Genomic DNA, 16,076 nt, shown 5'->3' on the forward strand with positions numbered 1-16,076 from the left:
ATCCTATATCTACATGATTTTCATTAGGTGTTGCATTTAATATTGCAATTCATATTCAAGAAATTTTTTTGAAAAACTCTTGAAAAAAATTTTTATGGTGGTATAATGTAAAATAAAAGTTGCATAATTATAAATTAAATATTGTATTTATACAGCAAAGAATATTTTTTTAACACTTTATGCATAAATATAAATTAAAACGTATATATATTAATTGGCGATAAAGGATGTAAACAAGGGAGGCAGTTTTAAATGGTGAAGGTAGGAATATTTGGGGCAACGGGTTATACAGGGGTCGAACTTATAAGAATACTTTCAAAGCATGAAAAAGTAGAGATAAAATATCTTTCTTCTCAAAGTTATAATACCAAAGCAATTTCGGATGTTTATTCATCCCTCATTGGTTTTTGCGACAAAGTGTTGGAAGAGGTAGACTTCCAAAAGGCAATGTCAGAGTGCGATGTCATATTTACGGCTTTGCCTTCAGGTCATGCTTCAAAAATCGCCAGAGAAGCTGTAAAAAAAGGAGTAAAGGTGATTGACTTAGGAGCTGACTTTAGATTTGACGATTATTCTGTCTATAAAGAATGGTATAGTGGAGATTATGAGGATTATGGAGATATTAAAAGAGTATATGGTATCCCTGAAATTTATAGAGATGACATAAAAGAGGCTCAAGTTGTAGGAAATCCTGGATGTTATCCTACAAGTGTTATATTAGGGCTTATGCCTCTTTTGAAAAATGGCATAATAGAGGGGAATATAATTGTTGATTCAAAGTCAGGAGTATCAGGGGCAGGTCACAATCCCTCCTATAACAATATGTATGCAGAATGCAATGAAAACATAAAAGCGTATAATGTTGCAAAACACCGACATATTCCAGAGATGGAGCAAGAGCTTTCAAAAATTTTTGGTGAAAAAGTGTCAGTTGTGTTTACACCCCACCTTGCGCCAATGACAAGAGGAATTTTAAGTACTATGTATTGCAAACTAAAAAAAGATATGGATGTAAACACTGTTTATAATATTTATACTGATTTTTATAAAAATGAGTATTTTGTAAAAGTGCTAAAACCAGGCAATTACCCTGCAACAAAAAATGTGTATGGGTCGAATTTTTGTCACATAGGGTTTGAAGTTGATAAGCATACTAATACTTTAATAGTTATGTCTGCCATTGATAATCTCGTTAAAGGGGCCTCAGGCCAGGCAGTGCAAAATATGAATATTATGTTTGGAATAGAGGAAAATACAGCACTTGATATTGTTCCAATATATCCATAGATAAAAGATAAAAACAAAAATAAAAAAGGATGTGGAGGATTTGATAATGGAAAAATTGGAGATTTTAGAAGGAAGCATTGAACTGCCGAAAGGCTTTTTAGCTTCGGGAATCTTTGCCGGGATTAAGAAAAGAAAAAAAGATGTCGCACTCATATATTCTGAAAAAGTGGCAAATGCATCAGCTGTATTTACAACGAATAAAGTTAAAGCGGCACCAGTCATTCTTGATATGGAAAGAATAAAAAAAGGAGTAGCACAGGCGATTGTTATAAACAGTGGCAATGCCAATGCCTGCACAGGAGAAAAAGGTTTTGAGGATGCGGTTAACATGGCAAAAAAAGTGTCACAACTTCTTAAAATAGATGAAGAAAATGTGCTGGTATGTTCGACAGGAGTGATTGGTGTACCTCTTCCTATGGAAAAAGTTTTAAAAGGGATTGAGGCTGCGGCAGAAAATCTTTCAACCGAGGGTGGGTACCAAGCGGCTGAAGCTATAATGACAACAGATACTTTTTTAAAAGGTGTGACAGCCAAGTTTGTAATAGAAGGTAAAATTGTTACAATGACAGGGTTTGCAAAAGGCTCAGGTATGATACATCCAAATATGGCCACAATGCTTTCTTTTGTACTTACAGACGCGAATATAACTAAAACTGCATTAAACAAAGCTTTTAAAGAAACTGTAGACAAAACTTATAACATGATTTCTGTTGATGGAGATATGAGCACAAATGATACAGCGATAATACTTGCAAATGGGGAAGCACAAAACAAAACAATAGAAGAAGGAACTCATGAATTTGATGTGTTTTATAAAGCCTTAGAGTATGTGAATAAAACTCTTGCAAAACTTATTGTGAAGGATGGGGAAGGAGCAACTAAGTTCATGGAAGTAAATGTTGTAAATGCAAAAACTGAAAAAGATGCAAGATTGGCTGCAAAGTCTGTTATAAACTCAAATCTTGTAAAAACAGCTATATTTGGTGAAGATGCCAATTGGGGAAGAATTCTCGCTGCAGTAGGATATTCAGGAGCAGATTTTGATGCAAATAGTGTTGACATATATTTAAAAAGCGTGAAAGGAGAAATTAAAGTTTGTGAAAACGGAGGTTACATCTTTTTTGATGAGGCTTTAGCCAAAGAAATTTTAAAAGAAAAAGAGATTACTGTAACCGTAGATATGAAGGCCGGGGAATATAGTGCGACTTCGTGGGGGTGCGACTTAAGCTATGACTATGTAAAAATTAACGGGAGTTATAGAACATGATTAGAAAGCAAAAATACGGTGACGAAATCGCAAAAGCCCATGTTTTAATAGAAGCACTCCCTTATATTAAAAAGTTCTCCGGCAAGACAGTTGTAATAAAATACGGTGGAAGTGCAATGTTAGACTGCAATTTAAAAAGAATGGTAATGCAGGACATTGTATTGATGAAATTTGTAGGATTAAATCCTATAGTTGTACATGGCGGTGGACCAGAAATAAATAAGATGCTGGAGAGGCTAGGTATAGAATCAAAGTTTGTAAATGGCTTGAGGGTTACCGACGAGGCCACGATGGAGATTGTTGAAATGGTGCTGACAGGTCGTATCAACAAAGAAATTGTATCCTTGATCAATGAACTAGGGGGCCAGGCGATTGGCGTAAGCGGGAAAGATGGTGGACTTTTAAAGGCGGAAAAAGACACCTCAAACGGTGACATAGGATACGTAGGAAAGATTGTAGATGTAAACATAGATGTAATAACGATGATGCTGGAAAGAGGGTATATACCTGTTATAGCGCCGACATCTTTCGGAGATGACGGCGAAACATACAATGTAAATGCGGATACTGCAGCAGGGAAAATCGCAGAAGCATTAAAGGCTGAAAAGCTAATTTTACTTACAGATGTCGAAGGAATTCTATCAAATATAAATGATAAAAGTAGCCTAATATCCCGAATGGACTTAGAGCACGCAAAAGAATTTATGAATTCGGGACGCATAAACGGTGGAATGATACCAAAACTTGAATGTTGCATAAAAGCTGTTGAAAATGGCGTGAAAAGAGCTCACATCATTGACGGAAGGCTTACACATTCATTGCTTCTTGAAATTTTTACTGATGAAGGAATAGGTACTATGATAGGAAAGGAATGTTTTGACGATGATAACCTCTGAGGATAAGAAATATCTAATGAATACTTACAGCAGATACCCTATTACCCTGGTAGAGGGAAAAGGGACAAAAGTGTGGGATGACAAAGGGAATGTTTATCTCGATTTTGTTGCAGGCATTGCAGTAAATTCACTGGGGCATTGTCATCCGGCATTAGTTGATGCTATAAAGAACCAATCTGAAAAACTTATACACTGTTCTAATCTTTATTGGAATGAGAATCAGATACAACTTGCAAAGATAATCGCAGAAAATTCCTTTGGAGATAAAGTATTTTTTGCAAATAGTGGCGCAGAAGCAAATGAAGGCGCAATAAAACTTGCTAGAAAATATGCATCATTAAAATACGGTAGTAAAAGGTACAAAGTTATATCTGCCAAAAATTCTTTTCACGGTAGAACTTTTGGGGCACTTACTGCGACAGGTCAAGAGAAGTATCACAAAGGTTTTGGTCCACTTCTTTCTGGCTTTAAATATGTACCTTTTAATGATATTGATGCTCTTAAGGAAACAATTGATGATGAAGTATGTGCAATTATGCTGGAAGTAGTGCAAGGTGAAGGCGGTATCCATGAAGCTACACCGGAGTATATAAAGGCAGTAAGAGAAATATGTGATGAAAATGACATCCTCTTTATAATAGACGAAGTTCAGACAGGTATAGGAAGGACGGGAAAACTTTTTGGATATGAGCATTACGGTATAACTCCTGACATTATGACTTTGGCAAAGGGATTGGGAGGGGGGTTCCCAATAGGAGCTATTGTCGCAAAAGAAGATAAATCAGTTTTTTCACCAGGAGACCATGCCTCCACATTTGGCGGAAATCCTTTAGCTTGTGCTGCAGGGATTGCGGTTATGAAAGAAATAACAAAGGAAGGTTTTCTAGATAGTGTGGCTCAAAAAGGTGAGTATTTCAAGGGAAAACTTGAAAGTTTAAAGGAGAAACACAGTGTCATAAAAGAGGTGAGAGGGAAAGGACTTATGATAGGCTGCGAAATGGATATGGAAGAGGCTTCGGATATTGTGACAAAGGCGATGGGAAAAGGCTTACTTATAAATTGTATCAGTCACAATGTCTTAAGGTTTGTTCCTCCTCTTACTGTGACAGAAGAGGAAATAGATACGGCGATAATAATACTGGATGATGTACTTTGTGAAATGGGGTTTTAGCATGAAAGGTTATTTAAAGCTTGAGGATGGAAGCATATTTGAAGGCGAGTTAATAAGCAAAAACAAAAAAGGATATGGAGAAGTTGTTTTTACTACAGGGATGACAGGCTATCAAGAAGCTATAACGGACCCTTCCTATGCAGGCCAAATAGTTGTCATGACATACCCTTTAATAGGAAATTACGGTATTAACAAATACGACTTTCAATCAGAAAAGCCTCATATAAGGGGATTTGTGATACGGGAATATTGTGATAAGTCTAGCAATTTCCAAAGTGAGGAGTCACTTTTGAGCTATCTTGATAAGCACAACATACCAGTATTATCGGGAATTGATACAAGGGCTTTGACAAAAAAGCTTAGAGAAAATGGAACTATGAGAGGAATTATAACTTGTAACCCTGACGATAACATAGAATTTGACCAAACAAATCTTTTAGAAGAAGTTTCTACAAAAAGGTCATACCGTATAGCGGGTATTGGTCCAAAACTTGCCTTTATTGACCTTGGCACAAAAAAGAGCATTTTAAAAATGCTAAATTCGGTTGGATTTGACATTTATGTGTTTCCTTATAATGCAAGTTATGATGATGTTATGCAAATAAATCCCGATGCAATATTTCTTTCAAATGGACCGGGTGACCCTAAAGATGCAGTTTATGCAATAGAACTTACTAAACACTTTATAGGTATAAAACCTGTGCTTGGAATATGCTTAGGGCATCAAATAATAGCCCTTGCTCTTGGATGCAATACAGTAAAGATGAAGTTTGGCCACAGAGGTGCAAATCAACCTGTTAAAGATTTACTGACAAATAAAGATTATATAACTTCTCAAAACCACGGATACGCTGTTGAAGATGTGTCAATAGATAAAGGCAAAATAACTGTAACCCACATAAACTTAAACGATGGAACAGTAGAAGGCATTATGCATAAATTCCTTCCAGTTTTTTCTGTACAGTATCATCCTGAGGCATGTCCTGGACCCCGTGATACAACAGATATATTTGATAAATTCATGGATATAGTCATGGTTCATAAAAGGAGGTCTTATTTTGCCGAAGTATAAAGATATTAATAAGGTTCTGGTAATAGGCTCAGGCCCTATTATAATAGGGCAAGCCGCAGAATTTGATTATTCAGGAACCCAGGCCTGCAAATCCTTAAAAGAAGAAGGGCTGCAAGTTGTCTTAGTTAACAACAATCCAGCCACTATAATGACTGACACTGATATAGCAGACATTGTTTATATTGAAAATCCTACCGTTTGCGTGGTTGAAAAAATAATAGCGAAAGAAAAACCCGATGGAATTCTTGCTACTTTAGGAGGACAGACAGGGCTCAACCTTGCTGTCAAACTCAAAGAAGAAGGGATTTTGGACAAATACAATGTAAAACTTTTGGGAACTTCTTTTGAATCAATAAAAACTGCAGAAGACAGAGAGCTTTTTAAAAGAAAAATGCAGGAAATAGGGGAACCAGTTGCTGAAAGTGTCACCGTCACAAATATAGAGGATGCACTTAAATTTGCTAAAAATTACGGTTATCCTTTAATAATAAGACCTGCTTATACCCTTGGGGGTACAGGAGGTGGCATAGCCCACAATGACGAAGAACTTATTTCGATTGTAAGTTTAGGTCTTAAAAAGAGTATGGTGGGAGAAGTACTTGTTGAAAAATCACTATACGGATGGAAAGAAATAGAGTTTGAGGTAATGAGGGATGCAGATGATAATTGCATTACCATATGCAGTATGGAAAATTTTGACCCTGTGGGTGTTCATACAGGAGATAGTATAGTTGTAGCGCCAGTGCAGACTTTGTCAGATTACGAGTATCAAATGTTAAGAAGTGCCAGCATAAAAATAATCAAAGCTTTGAAAATTGAAGGAGGATGTAATATTCAATTTGCACTTGACCCTGAGAGCCACAAATACTATGTTATAGAAGTAAATCCAAGGGTTAGTCGTTCAAGTGCACTGGCATCAAAAGCGACAGGTTATCCTATTGCAAAGGTTGCTGCAAAAATTGCAATAGGGCTTAGACTTGATGAAATAAAAAACCCGGTAACGGGTAAAACAACTGCATTTTTTGAACCCGCGCTGGATTATGTTGTAACAAAAATACCAAGATGGCCTTTTGACAAATTTTATACTACTGATAGAAAAATAGGTACCCAGATGAAGGCGACAGGAGAGGTAATGGCAATAGAAAGGTCTTTTGAAGCATCCCTCTTGAAGGCCGTAAGGTCATTAGAGATAAAAGCTTATGGTCTTCGATTAAACAATGTAAAAGCGATGAAAACAGAAGAAATATTAAAAGGAATATCAGTTCCTAATGATATGAGGCTGTTTTATATAGCAGAGGCTCTTCGCCGCGATGTAGATATTGATTATATAAACGAGGCTACAAAAATAGACAAATGGTTTTTAAACAAGCTTTTAAATATTGTAAATATGGAAAGAGAAGTAGAAAAAAGCGAGTTAAGTGAAGGAATTCTTAAAAAAGCGAAGAGAATGGGATTTTCAGATAGAGAGATTGCAACGATAAAGGGAATTAAAGAAGAAGATGTGAGAATGTTGAGAAAACAACATGGCATATATCCTTCCTATAAAATGGTAGATACCTGTGCAGCAGAGTTTGAGGCCGTCACACAATATATATATTCAACTTATGGTGAAGAAGATGAGGTTGAAATCCATGATATACCAAAAGTAATTGTGATAGGCTCTGGACCCATAAGAATTGGACAGGGAATTGAATTTGATTATTGTTCTGTTAAAGCATTGTGGGCTTTAAGAGAGGCTGGAATTAAATCCATCATAATAAACAACAATCCTGAAACTGTCAGCACAGACTTTGATACAGGTGACAGGTTGTACTTTGAGCCTATTACATTGGAGGATGTTTTAAACATATATGAAAAAGAAAAACCACTCGGCGTAATGGTAATGTTTGGCGGCCAGACAGCAATAAATCTTACAGAAGGGTTAGTCAAAAACGGAGTAAAAATATTAGGCACTTCCTATGAAAGCATTGATATAAGTGAAGACAGGGAAAAGTTCTCAAAACTTTTAAAAGAGCTAAACATCAATCAACCTAAAGGCGATTATGCCTTGACAGTAGAAGATGCAAAAGATATTGCGCTAAAACTTGGTTTTCCACTTCTTGTAAGGCCCTCGTATGTTATAGGTGGTCAATCTATGGAAAAAGTTAACACACTTCAAGAACTGATTGACTATGTAAAACATGCGACAGAAATATCTCCAGGCAAACCTATTTTAATAGATAAATATATAGATGGAAGAGAAGTAGAAATTGATGCGGTGTCAGATGGTGAGTGTGTGCTAATACCCGGAATAATGGAGCATATAGAAAGAGCTGGAGTACATTCAGGGGACAGTTTCTCAATATATCCTGCAAGAAATTTGTCTGAACGGGAGATAAACACTATTATCGAATACACGGAGAGGATTTCAAAAGCTTTAAATGTAAAAGGACTTATAAATATTCAATTTGCAGTAAAAGAAGGCACTGTATACGTGTTAGAAGTAAATCCCAGGGCTTCACGTACCGTACCTATTATGAGCAAAGCGACAGGTGTACCTCTGGTGAAACTGGCAGTAGAAATTGCAGTAGGTAAAAAATTAAAGGAATTAGGTTATAAAGGTGGTTTATGGCCTAAAGCTCCATACACGGTTGTGAAAGCTCCTGTATTTTCTATGGAAAAATTGACAGATGCTGAGGTTTCATTAGGACCTGAGATGAAATCAACAGGAGAAATTATGGGTATAGATTTAAGTTATGAAGGAGCTCTTTACAAAGCTTTAGAAGGAGCCGCTCTTAAAATACCTAAAAAAGGCAAGATTCTTCTTTCAATAGCGGAAAGAGATTTTCAAGAAGCAGTATCTTTAGTTGAAAAATTGCAGAGCTTAGGGTATGAAATATATGCAACATACAGGACAGGCAAGTATTTAAGTTTGATGGGTATTCATGTAAATATTATGGTTCTTGATAATGCAATAAAGCTGTTGAAAGACGGATATTTTGACACTGTAGTAAATACACCGACAAAAGGCAAAAAACCTGATAATATAGGATTTAAGTTAAGAAGAACTGCAGTAGAATACAGAATTCCTCTCTTTACATCTATAGATACTATAAAGGCGGCATTAAATGCTGTAGCAAAAGTAAATGTGAATGGTTTGTCTATTTTATCTATAAATGAATATGAAGAAATACAAAAGGGTAATGTTAAAAATTTGGTTTTATGAGGAGTGTTAAAAAATGTTAAAAGGTGAAAAAGTAGTTCTTGCTTATTCGGGAGGACTTGACACATCAGTAATTATACCGTGGCTTAAAGAAAACTACGAATGTGAAATAATTGCGGCTTGCATTGATGTAGGACAGGGGGAAGAGCTTAAATATATAAAAGATAAAGCTTTGGCAAGTGGTGCCAGCAAAGTGTATATTGAAGATGTAAAAGAAGAGTTTGTTAAAGATTATATATTTCCTACCTTAAAAGCTGGCGCTGTCTATGAGGGGAAATACCTTTTAGGTACTTCTATGGCAAGGCCTTTAATTGCCAAAAAACTTGTTGAGATTGCCCACAAAGAGGGTGCAAAGGCTATAGCTCATGGTGCAACAGGAAAGGGCAATGACCAGGTGAGGTTTGAGGTATCAATACATGCCCTTGACCCGTCAATAAAAATTATAGCACCATGGAGGATATGGGATTTAAAATCGAGGGAAGATGAAATAGACTATGCTAAAAAGAAAGGGATTCCGATCCCTGTTACTTATGAAAAAATATACAGCGTTGATAATAACTTGTGGCATATAAGTCATGAAGGTGGCGAACTTGAAAACCCCTGGAATGAGCCTAAAAGCGACCTTTACGATATAATCACCCCGCCTGACAAAGCCCCAGATAAGCCGGAATATGTGGTTATAGAATTTGAAAAAGGCATACCTGTGAAAGTAAATGGCAAGGCTTTAGACCCTGTTAAATTAATAGAAGAATTAAACGTGATTGCAGGAAGAAATGGCGTGGGGATAGCTGACATTGTGGAAAACAGACTTGTGGGAATGAAGTCTCGCGGTGTTTATGAAACACCTGCAGGGACACTGCTTTACGCTGCTCACAAAGAACTTGAATATCTTGTACTTGATAAGGAAACAATGAGGTTTAAAGATCTAGTTTCACAGAAATATGCAGACCTTGTTTACAACGGTTTGTGGTTTTCTCCTCTTAAAGCTGCGCTAGACGCTTTTGTGGAGGAAACGCAAAAAAATGTTACAGGTGTTGTGAGGCTAAAACTTTATAAAGGAAATGTCATAAACGCAGGTGTAAAATCTCCTTATTCTCTCTACAATGAAGAGTTTGCTACTTTTGGCAAAGATGAAGTCTACAACCAAAAAGACGCAGAAGGATTTATAAATCTCTTTGGACTTTCTTTAAAAATTAAAGCGTTGATGGAAATGGAGAGGAAGGATATGAATGAAGCTGTGGGGAGGTAGGTTTAAAAGCGAGACGGACAAACTAATGGAGGAGTTTAATTCCTCCATTTCTTTTGATATCAGGCTTTTAAAACATGACATATTAGGCTCAATTGCCCATGCCAAAGGGCTTTATAAAGCCGGGGTGTTGACAGAAGAGGAGCTTAATTTAATAGAAAAAGGGTTAAAGGAAATTCTTGATGAAATAAATGTAGGAGAGGTACCAAATGATGAAGATGTTCATTCTTATGTTGAAAGGCTTTTAACTGAGAAAATAGGCAATACAGGGCGTAAACTTCATACGGGAAGAAGCCGAAACGATCAGATAGCAACGGATGAAAGGCTTTATTTGAGAGATGAGATAAACAAAATAAAAGAGGATTTAAATAAACTTATTGATACCTTAAAAGAAATGGCTGAAACTTATAAAAAGGTGATTATGCCGGGATATACGCATTTGCAAAGGGCACAGCCTGTGACTTTTGGGCATTATTTGCTTGCCTATGTTGAAATGTTTAAAAGAGATTTATCAAGGCTTGAGGATATGGTGAAAAGGGTCAATGTAATGCCTTTGGGTTCTGGTGCACTTGCAGGTACTACATTTGATATTGACAGGAAATATGTGGCATCTCTTTTAGGATTCGATGATATAACTTTAAACAGCATGGATGGTGTAAGCGATAGAGACTTTGTAATAGAATTTTTAAGCTTTGCCTCTATTACGATGATGCATTTAAGTAGATTTTGTGAAGAATTGATTTTGTGGTCTACAAAAGAATTTGATTTTATTGAGATGGACGATAGATTCTCAACAGGAAGCAGTATGATGCCACAAAAGAAAAACCCTGATGCAGCAGAACTTATAAGAGGCAAAACCGGCAGGGTTTACGGCGATTTGATTACAATACTTACTGTGATGAAAGGACTCCCTCTTGCATATAACAAAGACATGCAGGAGGATAAAGAGGCCTTGTTTGATGGAATAGACACTTTAAAAATGTCTTTGAAAGTATTTATTGAGGTGATAAAGACAATTAAAGTAAAAACTGACAAGATGGAAAAAGCTGCAAAATATGGTTATATGAATGCTACAGATTTTGCAGACTATCTTGTACAAAAAGGCATTCCTTTTAGGACCGCCCATGAAATTGCAGGCAAAGTAGTTTTATATGCATTAGAACGAAATTTAGCTATTGAAGATTTATCACTTGAAGAACTTAAAAAATTCAGCGATGTGATAGAAAAAGATGTATATGAAGCGATAGATATAAAAAATATTTTAAAAAAGAGAAAAACAATAGGTTCACCCAAAATATAGCTTGAAAAAGCCTATGCATGACTTTTGCATAGGCTTTTTCAAGGGTTTTTGAGCGTTTTATCATGTTCTCCAATATTACGCAAAAGAATACCATCTTTGTAATATTGCCGTGTCATTCAAATATTCATTGTTATACTAGCCTCAAGTAAAGCCCCAATTCTTTAAATAACTCTTCTTTTGAATCAGAAGTCTTAACTTTTCCTTCTTTGTTGTTTTTATCAACAATTGCCTCTTCTCTTTGCCATTTTGAAGAATAAAACCATAATTGTTCCTTAGGCATTGCTACAACAGGAGTAATTACAATTTTCCCATCTATTTCTTCTATTTTTAACAAATCTTCAGGTTGTAGATTCAATTTTTTAACTAACTTACTTGGAATTGTAGCTTGAAATTTCCTTATTTAATTTCACAAACATTATTATCTCCTCATAAAGTTTAAAATTCTAACTTTCTAAATTATATTTCAAACATATACTTTTTTCAATGAAAAATCAAGGTTGGCATTTACCAAGAAATTGACTCTTGTTTTTTTAGTATTCTTTTAATCTCTTATCAACTTGCGCGATTAGTGAAAAATCTCTGTCATCATGCAGCAAGTATAGATTGTTTTCAATAGCTGTCTCTGCTATGAGCAAGTCTATAGTGCTTTTGATAGTAATTCCCTTTTTTCTGCACTTGAAATATAGTTTTGCGGCATTTTCATAAGATTTAATGCCATGTTTTAAATCGTAGAATTTTTGAGTTCCTAGGTATTCTTTAAGTAAATTAAATTCTTTTTCCGTTTTGGCACCTTGCAGTATTTCTTGATAGATGAAGTTGTTAATTCCAAAAGGAATATTGTTCTGGATTACCTCTTCAAACTTTTTTACCTTTTCATTTTCTATGCCTTTAAGAAAGGCTATTAAAACGGATGTATCTACTAAAATCATTTTCCTTCCCTCATCTTTTTGTAGTCATAATCCTCATCAAACTGTATTTTGCTTTTTAACTCCATTAGATTTTTCCTTTTTCTGCTTTCCACAAATTCTTTTAGAGCCAAATTAACGACTTCTTTTTTAGTTTTTAATCCAGAAAGTTTTAAGGCCTCTTTAATGAGGCTTTCATCTATAACTATGTTCGTCCTCATTTTATACACCTCCTAATGTGTATTATAATACACATAAATTTTTAGTTCAATATTATATTCCCCTATTGCTAATATTTTTCTCTTCAATTCATAATTGTCTTATTATAGATATTTATGTCCTAGGCAAATTTTAATTACGATATTGACAAAACCGTCATTACTGTATATAATGTACATATACAGTAATAACATAAAAGGGATGGTTGTAATAGATGAACATTATCATTTCAAATTCATCGGAAGAGCCCATATATGAACAAATTGTCAGACAAATCAAAGAAGCAATCTTAAAGGGTGAACTTGAAGAGGGAGAACTGCTTCCGTCTATTAGGAATTTGGCAAAAGAGCTGCAGATAAGTGTAATTACGACAAAAAGGGCTTATGATGAACTTGAAAAAGAAGGATTCATTGCTACAATTCCGGGAAAGGGTACTTACGTAGCAGCGCAAAACAAGGAATTAATGCGTGAGAAACGGCTAAAAATTGTAGAAGAAAAATTAGTAGAAGCGATTATAGCTGCAAAAGCAGTAAACTTATCCTTAGAAGAGATAAAAGAGATGTTAGAGATTTTGTATAAGGAGGTCTAAAAGGTGGAGCCAATTTTGGAAGTTAAGAATTTAAGGAAGAATTTTAGAGGGTTTACATTGAAAGATATAAGTTTCTCGCTGCCACGAGGGGTTATTATGGGCTTCATTGGGCCTAATGGGGCAGGGAAAAGTACGACTATTAAGCTTATTATGAATTTGCTAAAAAGAGATGGAGGGGGAATCAAGATTTTTGGGTTGGACAATATAAAACATGAAAGGGAAATAAAAGAAAAAATCGGCTTTGTATATGAAGAGAGCTATTTTTATGGAGAATTAACTATTTCAGAGATGAAAAGAGTTATAGCACCCCTATATAAAAACTGGGATGAGGAAGCTTTTATGAAGTATTTAAAAGAATTTGATTTACCTGTTAAAAGAAAGATAAAGAGTTTATCCAGGGGAATGAAAATAAAATTTGCCCTTGCCATAGCGTTGTCCCATAGGGCTGAACTTCTCATTATGGATGAGCCGACTTCAGGGCTGGATCCTTTGATAAGAAGTGAGCTTTTGGACATTTTTTCTTCTTTAATACAAGATGAAAACAAAAGTATTTTCTTTTCAACTCATATAACCTCTGACTTAGGCAAAGTTGCCGATTACATTACTTTGATTAATAGAGGTGAAATAATATTTAGCACCGCAAAAGATGAAATTATAGAAAATTACGGCATTGTCAAGGGGAGCAAAGACGTTTTAAATGAGGATACTAAAAAATATTTTGTAGGAATTAAGGAAAATAAGTTTGGGTTTGAAGGATTAGTGAAGGATAAAAAGCAAATAAAAAAGCTTTTAAAAGATACTGTCATTGTTGAGAAACCTACTTTAGAAGATGTGATGTTATATTTTACAAAGGAGGAGTTTAAATGTTCAGTTTGATTTTAAAGGATATACTGATAAGCAAAAAAATTTTACTGCTTGCTGCTGCTTTTCTTATAGTATGGGTGCTGACTTTCCCAGAAGAAGCAAGAAATTTCGCAGCGGTAGTAATAATGGTGGGTATGGCATACATGGGGCTGATAGTAACGAGCTCAGCTGATGAGACAAACAAAGCTGATATTTTGTTAAATAGTTTGCCTCTAAAAAGGCATGAAATTGTATTGGCAAAATACCTGTCTATATTTGTCTATTCAGCAATAGGCATAGCTATTTATTTGTTAGTTGCAGCAGCCACAAAAGTACTAGGCTTTCCTATTCATGTATATCCTATCAATTTTAAAGCTGTAATTTACGGCATACTGGCGGTGAGTTTTCTAAATGGCATATACCTTCCTTTAATGTTTAAATTTGGACATGGTTTTTCTGGGATTATGTACATTATTTTGATTTTTGGGTTTTCTTATGGCATATCTTATGTTATAAAACTTTTTAAAAAACTTATAAATTACGATTGGTTTCAGATTATTATATCTTTTATAATGGATCAATCAGATACAGTAAAGATGCTGCTTATAACTGCTATAGCTCTTATTATACTGACGATTTCCTATTTATTATCTGTAAAATTTTATAAAAATAGGGAGTTTTAATAATATAGATGAGTGTTTTTTCTTTTTGTTATAGATTTATCAGGTATCAATAGGCACCAAAATAAAATAGGTTTTTATAAAATAAATAAGGGCCAGTTCTTTGTTAAAAGAACTGGCTTCTTGTTTCTTATATTTTACAGGCAACTTTACTTCAAATTAGGCATTTGTAAGCCTTTTGACAAAATGGGATAAAATAAATAAAATTTATTTATGGCAAAGTTAATTTCATTGTCCTGGGTGAGGAAGCAGGATGAAGGTTGCATGGAGTGCAACACATCGGGAGTTTTTGCTGTCAGATGGATACTACTTTTCAGGGCTTTATAAGGAACTTTCTAAAAAAGGAGTTATAATGGAAGAGGTAGAAGATTTTGATAAGCTTTTTGAGTATGATGTAATAGTGTTTAACTATCCAGAAAATCCTTTTACTGATGAGGAAAAAAAGGAAATAAGAAAATTATTGGAAAGTTATAAAAAGAAGATCATTTTTACGACACACTTTCGAAATAAAGACGGAGTATCTGAGATTTGTAACGGGATAACGAGAGATTATGGAATTTATATATTACCAGAAGGCGTTAAAGATGAGAAATTTTACTTAGAAGATGACTTTTTGATAATCACTACAGACAATATTGAACTTTATAATCAGGATGTAAAAGAAGTGGTATTTCCATATGCAGCTCCCCTTCATATTGAAGATGAGGTAGATGTGGTACTAAGAGGAAGAGAAACAAGCTTTACTGATAGTAATAAAAATTCGCCTATTTTAATTGCCCAGAAGAGATTTGACTCTGGTGGTAAGTTGATGGTATGTGGTAGCTGCATCTTTTGGGATAACTTTTCACTCTTTAGGTTTGATAATTTGCGGTTTGTGATTAATATGTTTTTAGACATGGAGTAAACTCAAAATCTTCACCTCAGTTTACTTCAATTCCTGGCTTTTTATTTTTTTCATCAGGGTAGTATCACCGAAGCGAACTGTGCAAAACGTCAGCGTATTATTTACCTAGTAACTTTTGACCACATCACGAATAGATCCGTTCTTTACAAATAGTATTTTTTATTATATAATTAAGTATTGAAAATAAAAAATTAGATTATTCTTTACGTTAAAGGGGAGTAGCCGAAAGATAAAGCCATCATCACGGTAATCCGTTGTGATTACCTGGCTTTATCCTCCAGGTTTATAATTGCGGAGGGCAAGACCTTTGACTTAATTCCTTATAGGAATTGAGGTCAAAGGTTTTTTTATCTCCTTTGTTGTAAGGAGGTGAGGGTGTTAAAAGTCAATTAAAATTCGATTAATAAATAGCGGTTAAAGTGAGATAATAAATGTAGATATATAGGTGATTGCAAAATGAGATAAATATTAGAGTAAAAAAGTTACATTACAAGG

15 protein-coding genes are annotated in these 16,076 nt (G+C 34.9%); 12 read left to right on the plus strand and 3 right to left on the minus strand.

Annotated elements, in window-relative coordinates; genetic code table 11:
* Positions 1–252: 252 nt before the first annotated feature.
* From argC to argH, 8 genes are read left to right on the plus strand one after another with little or no spacing between them, the layout of a single operon-like run.
* Positions 253–1,287, plus strand: a complete 1,035-nt coding sequence (argC, locus tag I4N53_RS09990) for an N-acetyl-gamma-glutamyl-phosphate reductase (protein ID WP_012268930.1) — start codon at positions 253–255, stop codon at positions 1,285–1,287.
* Positions 1,288–1,333: 46 nt separating this feature from the next.
* Complete coding sequence (gene argJ / locus I4N53_RS09995) at positions 1,334–2,554, plus strand: bifunctional glutamate N-acetyltransferase/amino-acid acetyltransferase ArgJ (protein WP_214496148.1); 1,221 nt, start codon at positions 1,334–1,336, stop codon at positions 2,552–2,554.
* Positions 2,551–3,450, plus strand: a complete 900-nt coding sequence (gene argB, locus I4N53_RS10000) for an acetylglutamate kinase (RefSeq protein ID WP_214496149.1) — start codon at positions 2,551–2,553, stop codon at positions 3,448–3,450. The genes argJ and argB overlap by 4 nt, the downstream gene beginning before the upstream one ends.
* Positions 3,437–4,621 (plus strand): acetylornithine transaminase, encoded by a 1,185-nt coding sequence (locus I4N53_RS10005; protein ID WP_003868139.1) that lies wholly within the window; start codon positions 3,437–3,439, stop codon positions 4,619–4,621. Before argB ends, I4N53_RS10005 begins: the two co-directional genes overlap by 14 nt.
* 1 nt (position 4,622) lies before the next feature.
* A complete protein-coding gene (gene carA / locus I4N53_RS10010) occupies positions 4,623–5,693 on the plus strand; it encodes a glutamine-hydrolyzing carbamoyl-phosphate synthase small subunit (RefSeq protein WP_214496150.1) in 1,071 nt (356 codons plus the stop codon).
* A complete protein-coding gene (gene carB / locus I4N53_RS10015) occupies positions 5,680–8,898 on the plus strand; it encodes a carbamoyl-phosphate synthase (glutamine-hydrolyzing) large subunit (RefSeq protein ID WP_028992239.1) in 3,219 nt (1,072 codons plus the stop codon). Before carA ends, carB begins: the two co-directional genes overlap by 14 nt.
* A 13-nt stretch (positions 8,899–8,911) precedes the next feature.
* Positions 8,912–10,144 (plus strand): argininosuccinate synthase, encoded by a 1,233-nt coding sequence (locus I4N53_RS10020; protein WP_012996072.1) that lies wholly within the window; start codon positions 8,912–8,914, stop codon positions 10,142–10,144.
* Positions 10,125–11,441: an argininosuccinate lyase gene (argH, locus tag I4N53_RS10025; protein WP_214496151.1), complete on the plus strand. Its 1,317-nt coding sequence runs from the start codon at positions 10,125–10,127 to the stop codon at positions 11,439–11,441. The genes I4N53_RS10020 and argH overlap by 20 nt, the downstream gene beginning before the upstream one ends.
* Positions 11,442–11,571: 130 nt before the next feature.
* Here the strand turns inward: argH and I4N53_RS10030 are convergent, their stop codons facing one another.
* The 3 genes from I4N53_RS10030 to I4N53_RS10040 all read right to left on the minus strand — a co-directional run bounded on the left by I4N53_RS10030 (position 11,572) and on the right by I4N53_RS10040 (position 12,567).
* Positions 11,572–11,841, minus strand: coding sequence for an AbrB/MazE/SpoVT family DNA-binding domain-containing protein (locus tag I4N53_RS10030; protein ID WP_214496156.1), 270 nt, complete (start codon positions 11,839–11,841; stop codon positions 11,572–11,574).
* A gap of 130 nt (positions 11,842–11,971) precedes the next feature.
* Positions 11,972–12,370 carry a PIN domain nuclease gene (locus I4N53_RS10035; RefSeq protein WP_214496152.1) on the minus strand — a complete coding sequence of 133 codons (399 nt, stop codon included), beginning with the start codon at positions 12,368–12,370 and terminating at the stop codon, positions 11,972–11,974.
* On the minus strand, positions 12,367–12,567 hold the full coding sequence (locus I4N53_RS10040; protein ID WP_214496153.1) for a type II toxin-antitoxin system VapB family antitoxin: 201 nt from the start codon (positions 12,565–12,567) through the stop codon (positions 12,367–12,369). The genes I4N53_RS10035 and I4N53_RS10040 overlap by 4 nt, the downstream gene beginning before the upstream one ends.
* Positions 12,568–12,779: 212 nt before the next feature.
* Between I4N53_RS10040 and I4N53_RS10045 the strand changes: the two genes are divergently transcribed.
* From I4N53_RS10045 to I4N53_RS10060, 4 genes are all read left to right on the plus strand, one after another.
* On the plus strand, positions 12,780–13,154 hold the full coding sequence (locus tag I4N53_RS10045) for a GntR family transcriptional regulator (RefSeq protein WP_013150909.1): 375 nt from the start codon (positions 12,780–12,782) through the stop codon (positions 13,152–13,154).
* Positions 13,155–13,157: 3 nt separating this feature from the next.
* A complete protein-coding gene (locus I4N53_RS10050; protein WP_214496154.1) occupies positions 13,158–14,030 on the plus strand; it encodes an ATP-binding cassette domain-containing protein in 873 nt (290 codons plus the stop codon).
* Positions 14,018–14,680 (plus strand): ABC-2 transporter permease, encoded by a 663-nt coding sequence (locus I4N53_RS10055; protein WP_214496155.1) that lies wholly within the window; start codon positions 14,018–14,020, stop codon positions 14,678–14,680. The genes I4N53_RS10050 and I4N53_RS10055 overlap by 13 nt, the downstream gene beginning before the upstream one ends.
* A gap of 250 nt (positions 14,681–14,930) precedes the next feature.
* On the plus strand, positions 14,931–15,581 hold the full coding sequence (locus tag I4N53_RS10060) for a hypothetical protein (protein ID WP_013150906.1): 651 nt from the start codon (positions 14,931–14,933) through the stop codon (positions 15,579–15,581).
* The last annotated feature ends 495 nt before the right edge of the window (positions 15,582–16,076 follow it).

The organism is Thermoanaerobacter sp. CM-CNRG TB177 (assembly GCF_018588165.1).
In the GTDB taxonomy this organism is placed as follows: Bacteria; Bacillota; Thermoanaerobacteria; order Thermoanaerobacterales; family Thermoanaerobacteraceae; genus Thermoanaerobacter; species Thermoanaerobacter thermocopriae.

Bases quoted from the DNA above. Each gene is read 5' to 3' on its own strand.
- I4N53_RS10055 (WP_214496155.1), top strand. From the start codon at position 14,018: ATGTTCAGTTTGATTTTAAAGGATATACTGATAAGCAAAAAAATTTTA.
- I4N53_RS10035 (WP_214496152.1), bottom strand. From the start codon at position 12,370: ATGATTTTAGTAGATACATCCGTTTTAATAGCCTTTCTTAAAGGCATA.
- I4N53_RS10045 (WP_013150909.1), top strand. From the start codon at position 12,780: ATGAACATTATCATTTCAAATTCATCGGAAGAGCCCATATATGAACAA.
- argB (WP_214496149.1), top strand. From the start codon at position 2,551: ATGATTAGAAAGCAAAAATACGGTGACGAAATCGCAAAAGCCCATGTT.
- argC (WP_012268930.1), top strand. From the start codon at position 253: ATGGTGAAGGTAGGAATATTTGGGGCAACGGGTTATACAGGGGTCGAA.
- I4N53_RS10040 (WP_214496153.1), bottom strand. From the start codon at position 12,567: ATGAGGACGAACATAGTTATAGATGAAAGCCTCATTAAAGAGGCCTTA.
- I4N53_RS10060 (WP_013150906.1), top strand. From the start codon at position 14,931: ATGAAGGTTGCATGGAGTGCAACACATCGGGAGTTTTTGCTGTCAGAT.
- argJ (WP_214496148.1), top strand. From the start codon at position 1,334: ATGGAAAAATTGGAGATTTTAGAAGGAAGCATTGAACTGCCGAAAGGC.
- argH (WP_214496151.1), top strand. From the start codon at position 10,125: ATGAAGCTGTGGGGAGGTAGGTTTAAAAGCGAGACGGACAAACTAATG.
- carA (WP_214496150.1), top strand. From the start codon at position 4,623: ATGAAAGGTTATTTAAAGCTTGAGGATGGAAGCATATTTGAAGGCGAG.
- I4N53_RS10020 (WP_012996072.1), top strand. From the start codon at position 8,912: ATGTTAAAAGGTGAAAAAGTAGTTCTTGCTTATTCGGGAGGACTTGAC.
- I4N53_RS10005 (WP_003868139.1), top strand. From the start codon at position 3,437: ATGATAACCTCTGAGGATAAGAAATATCTAATGAATACTTACAGCAGA.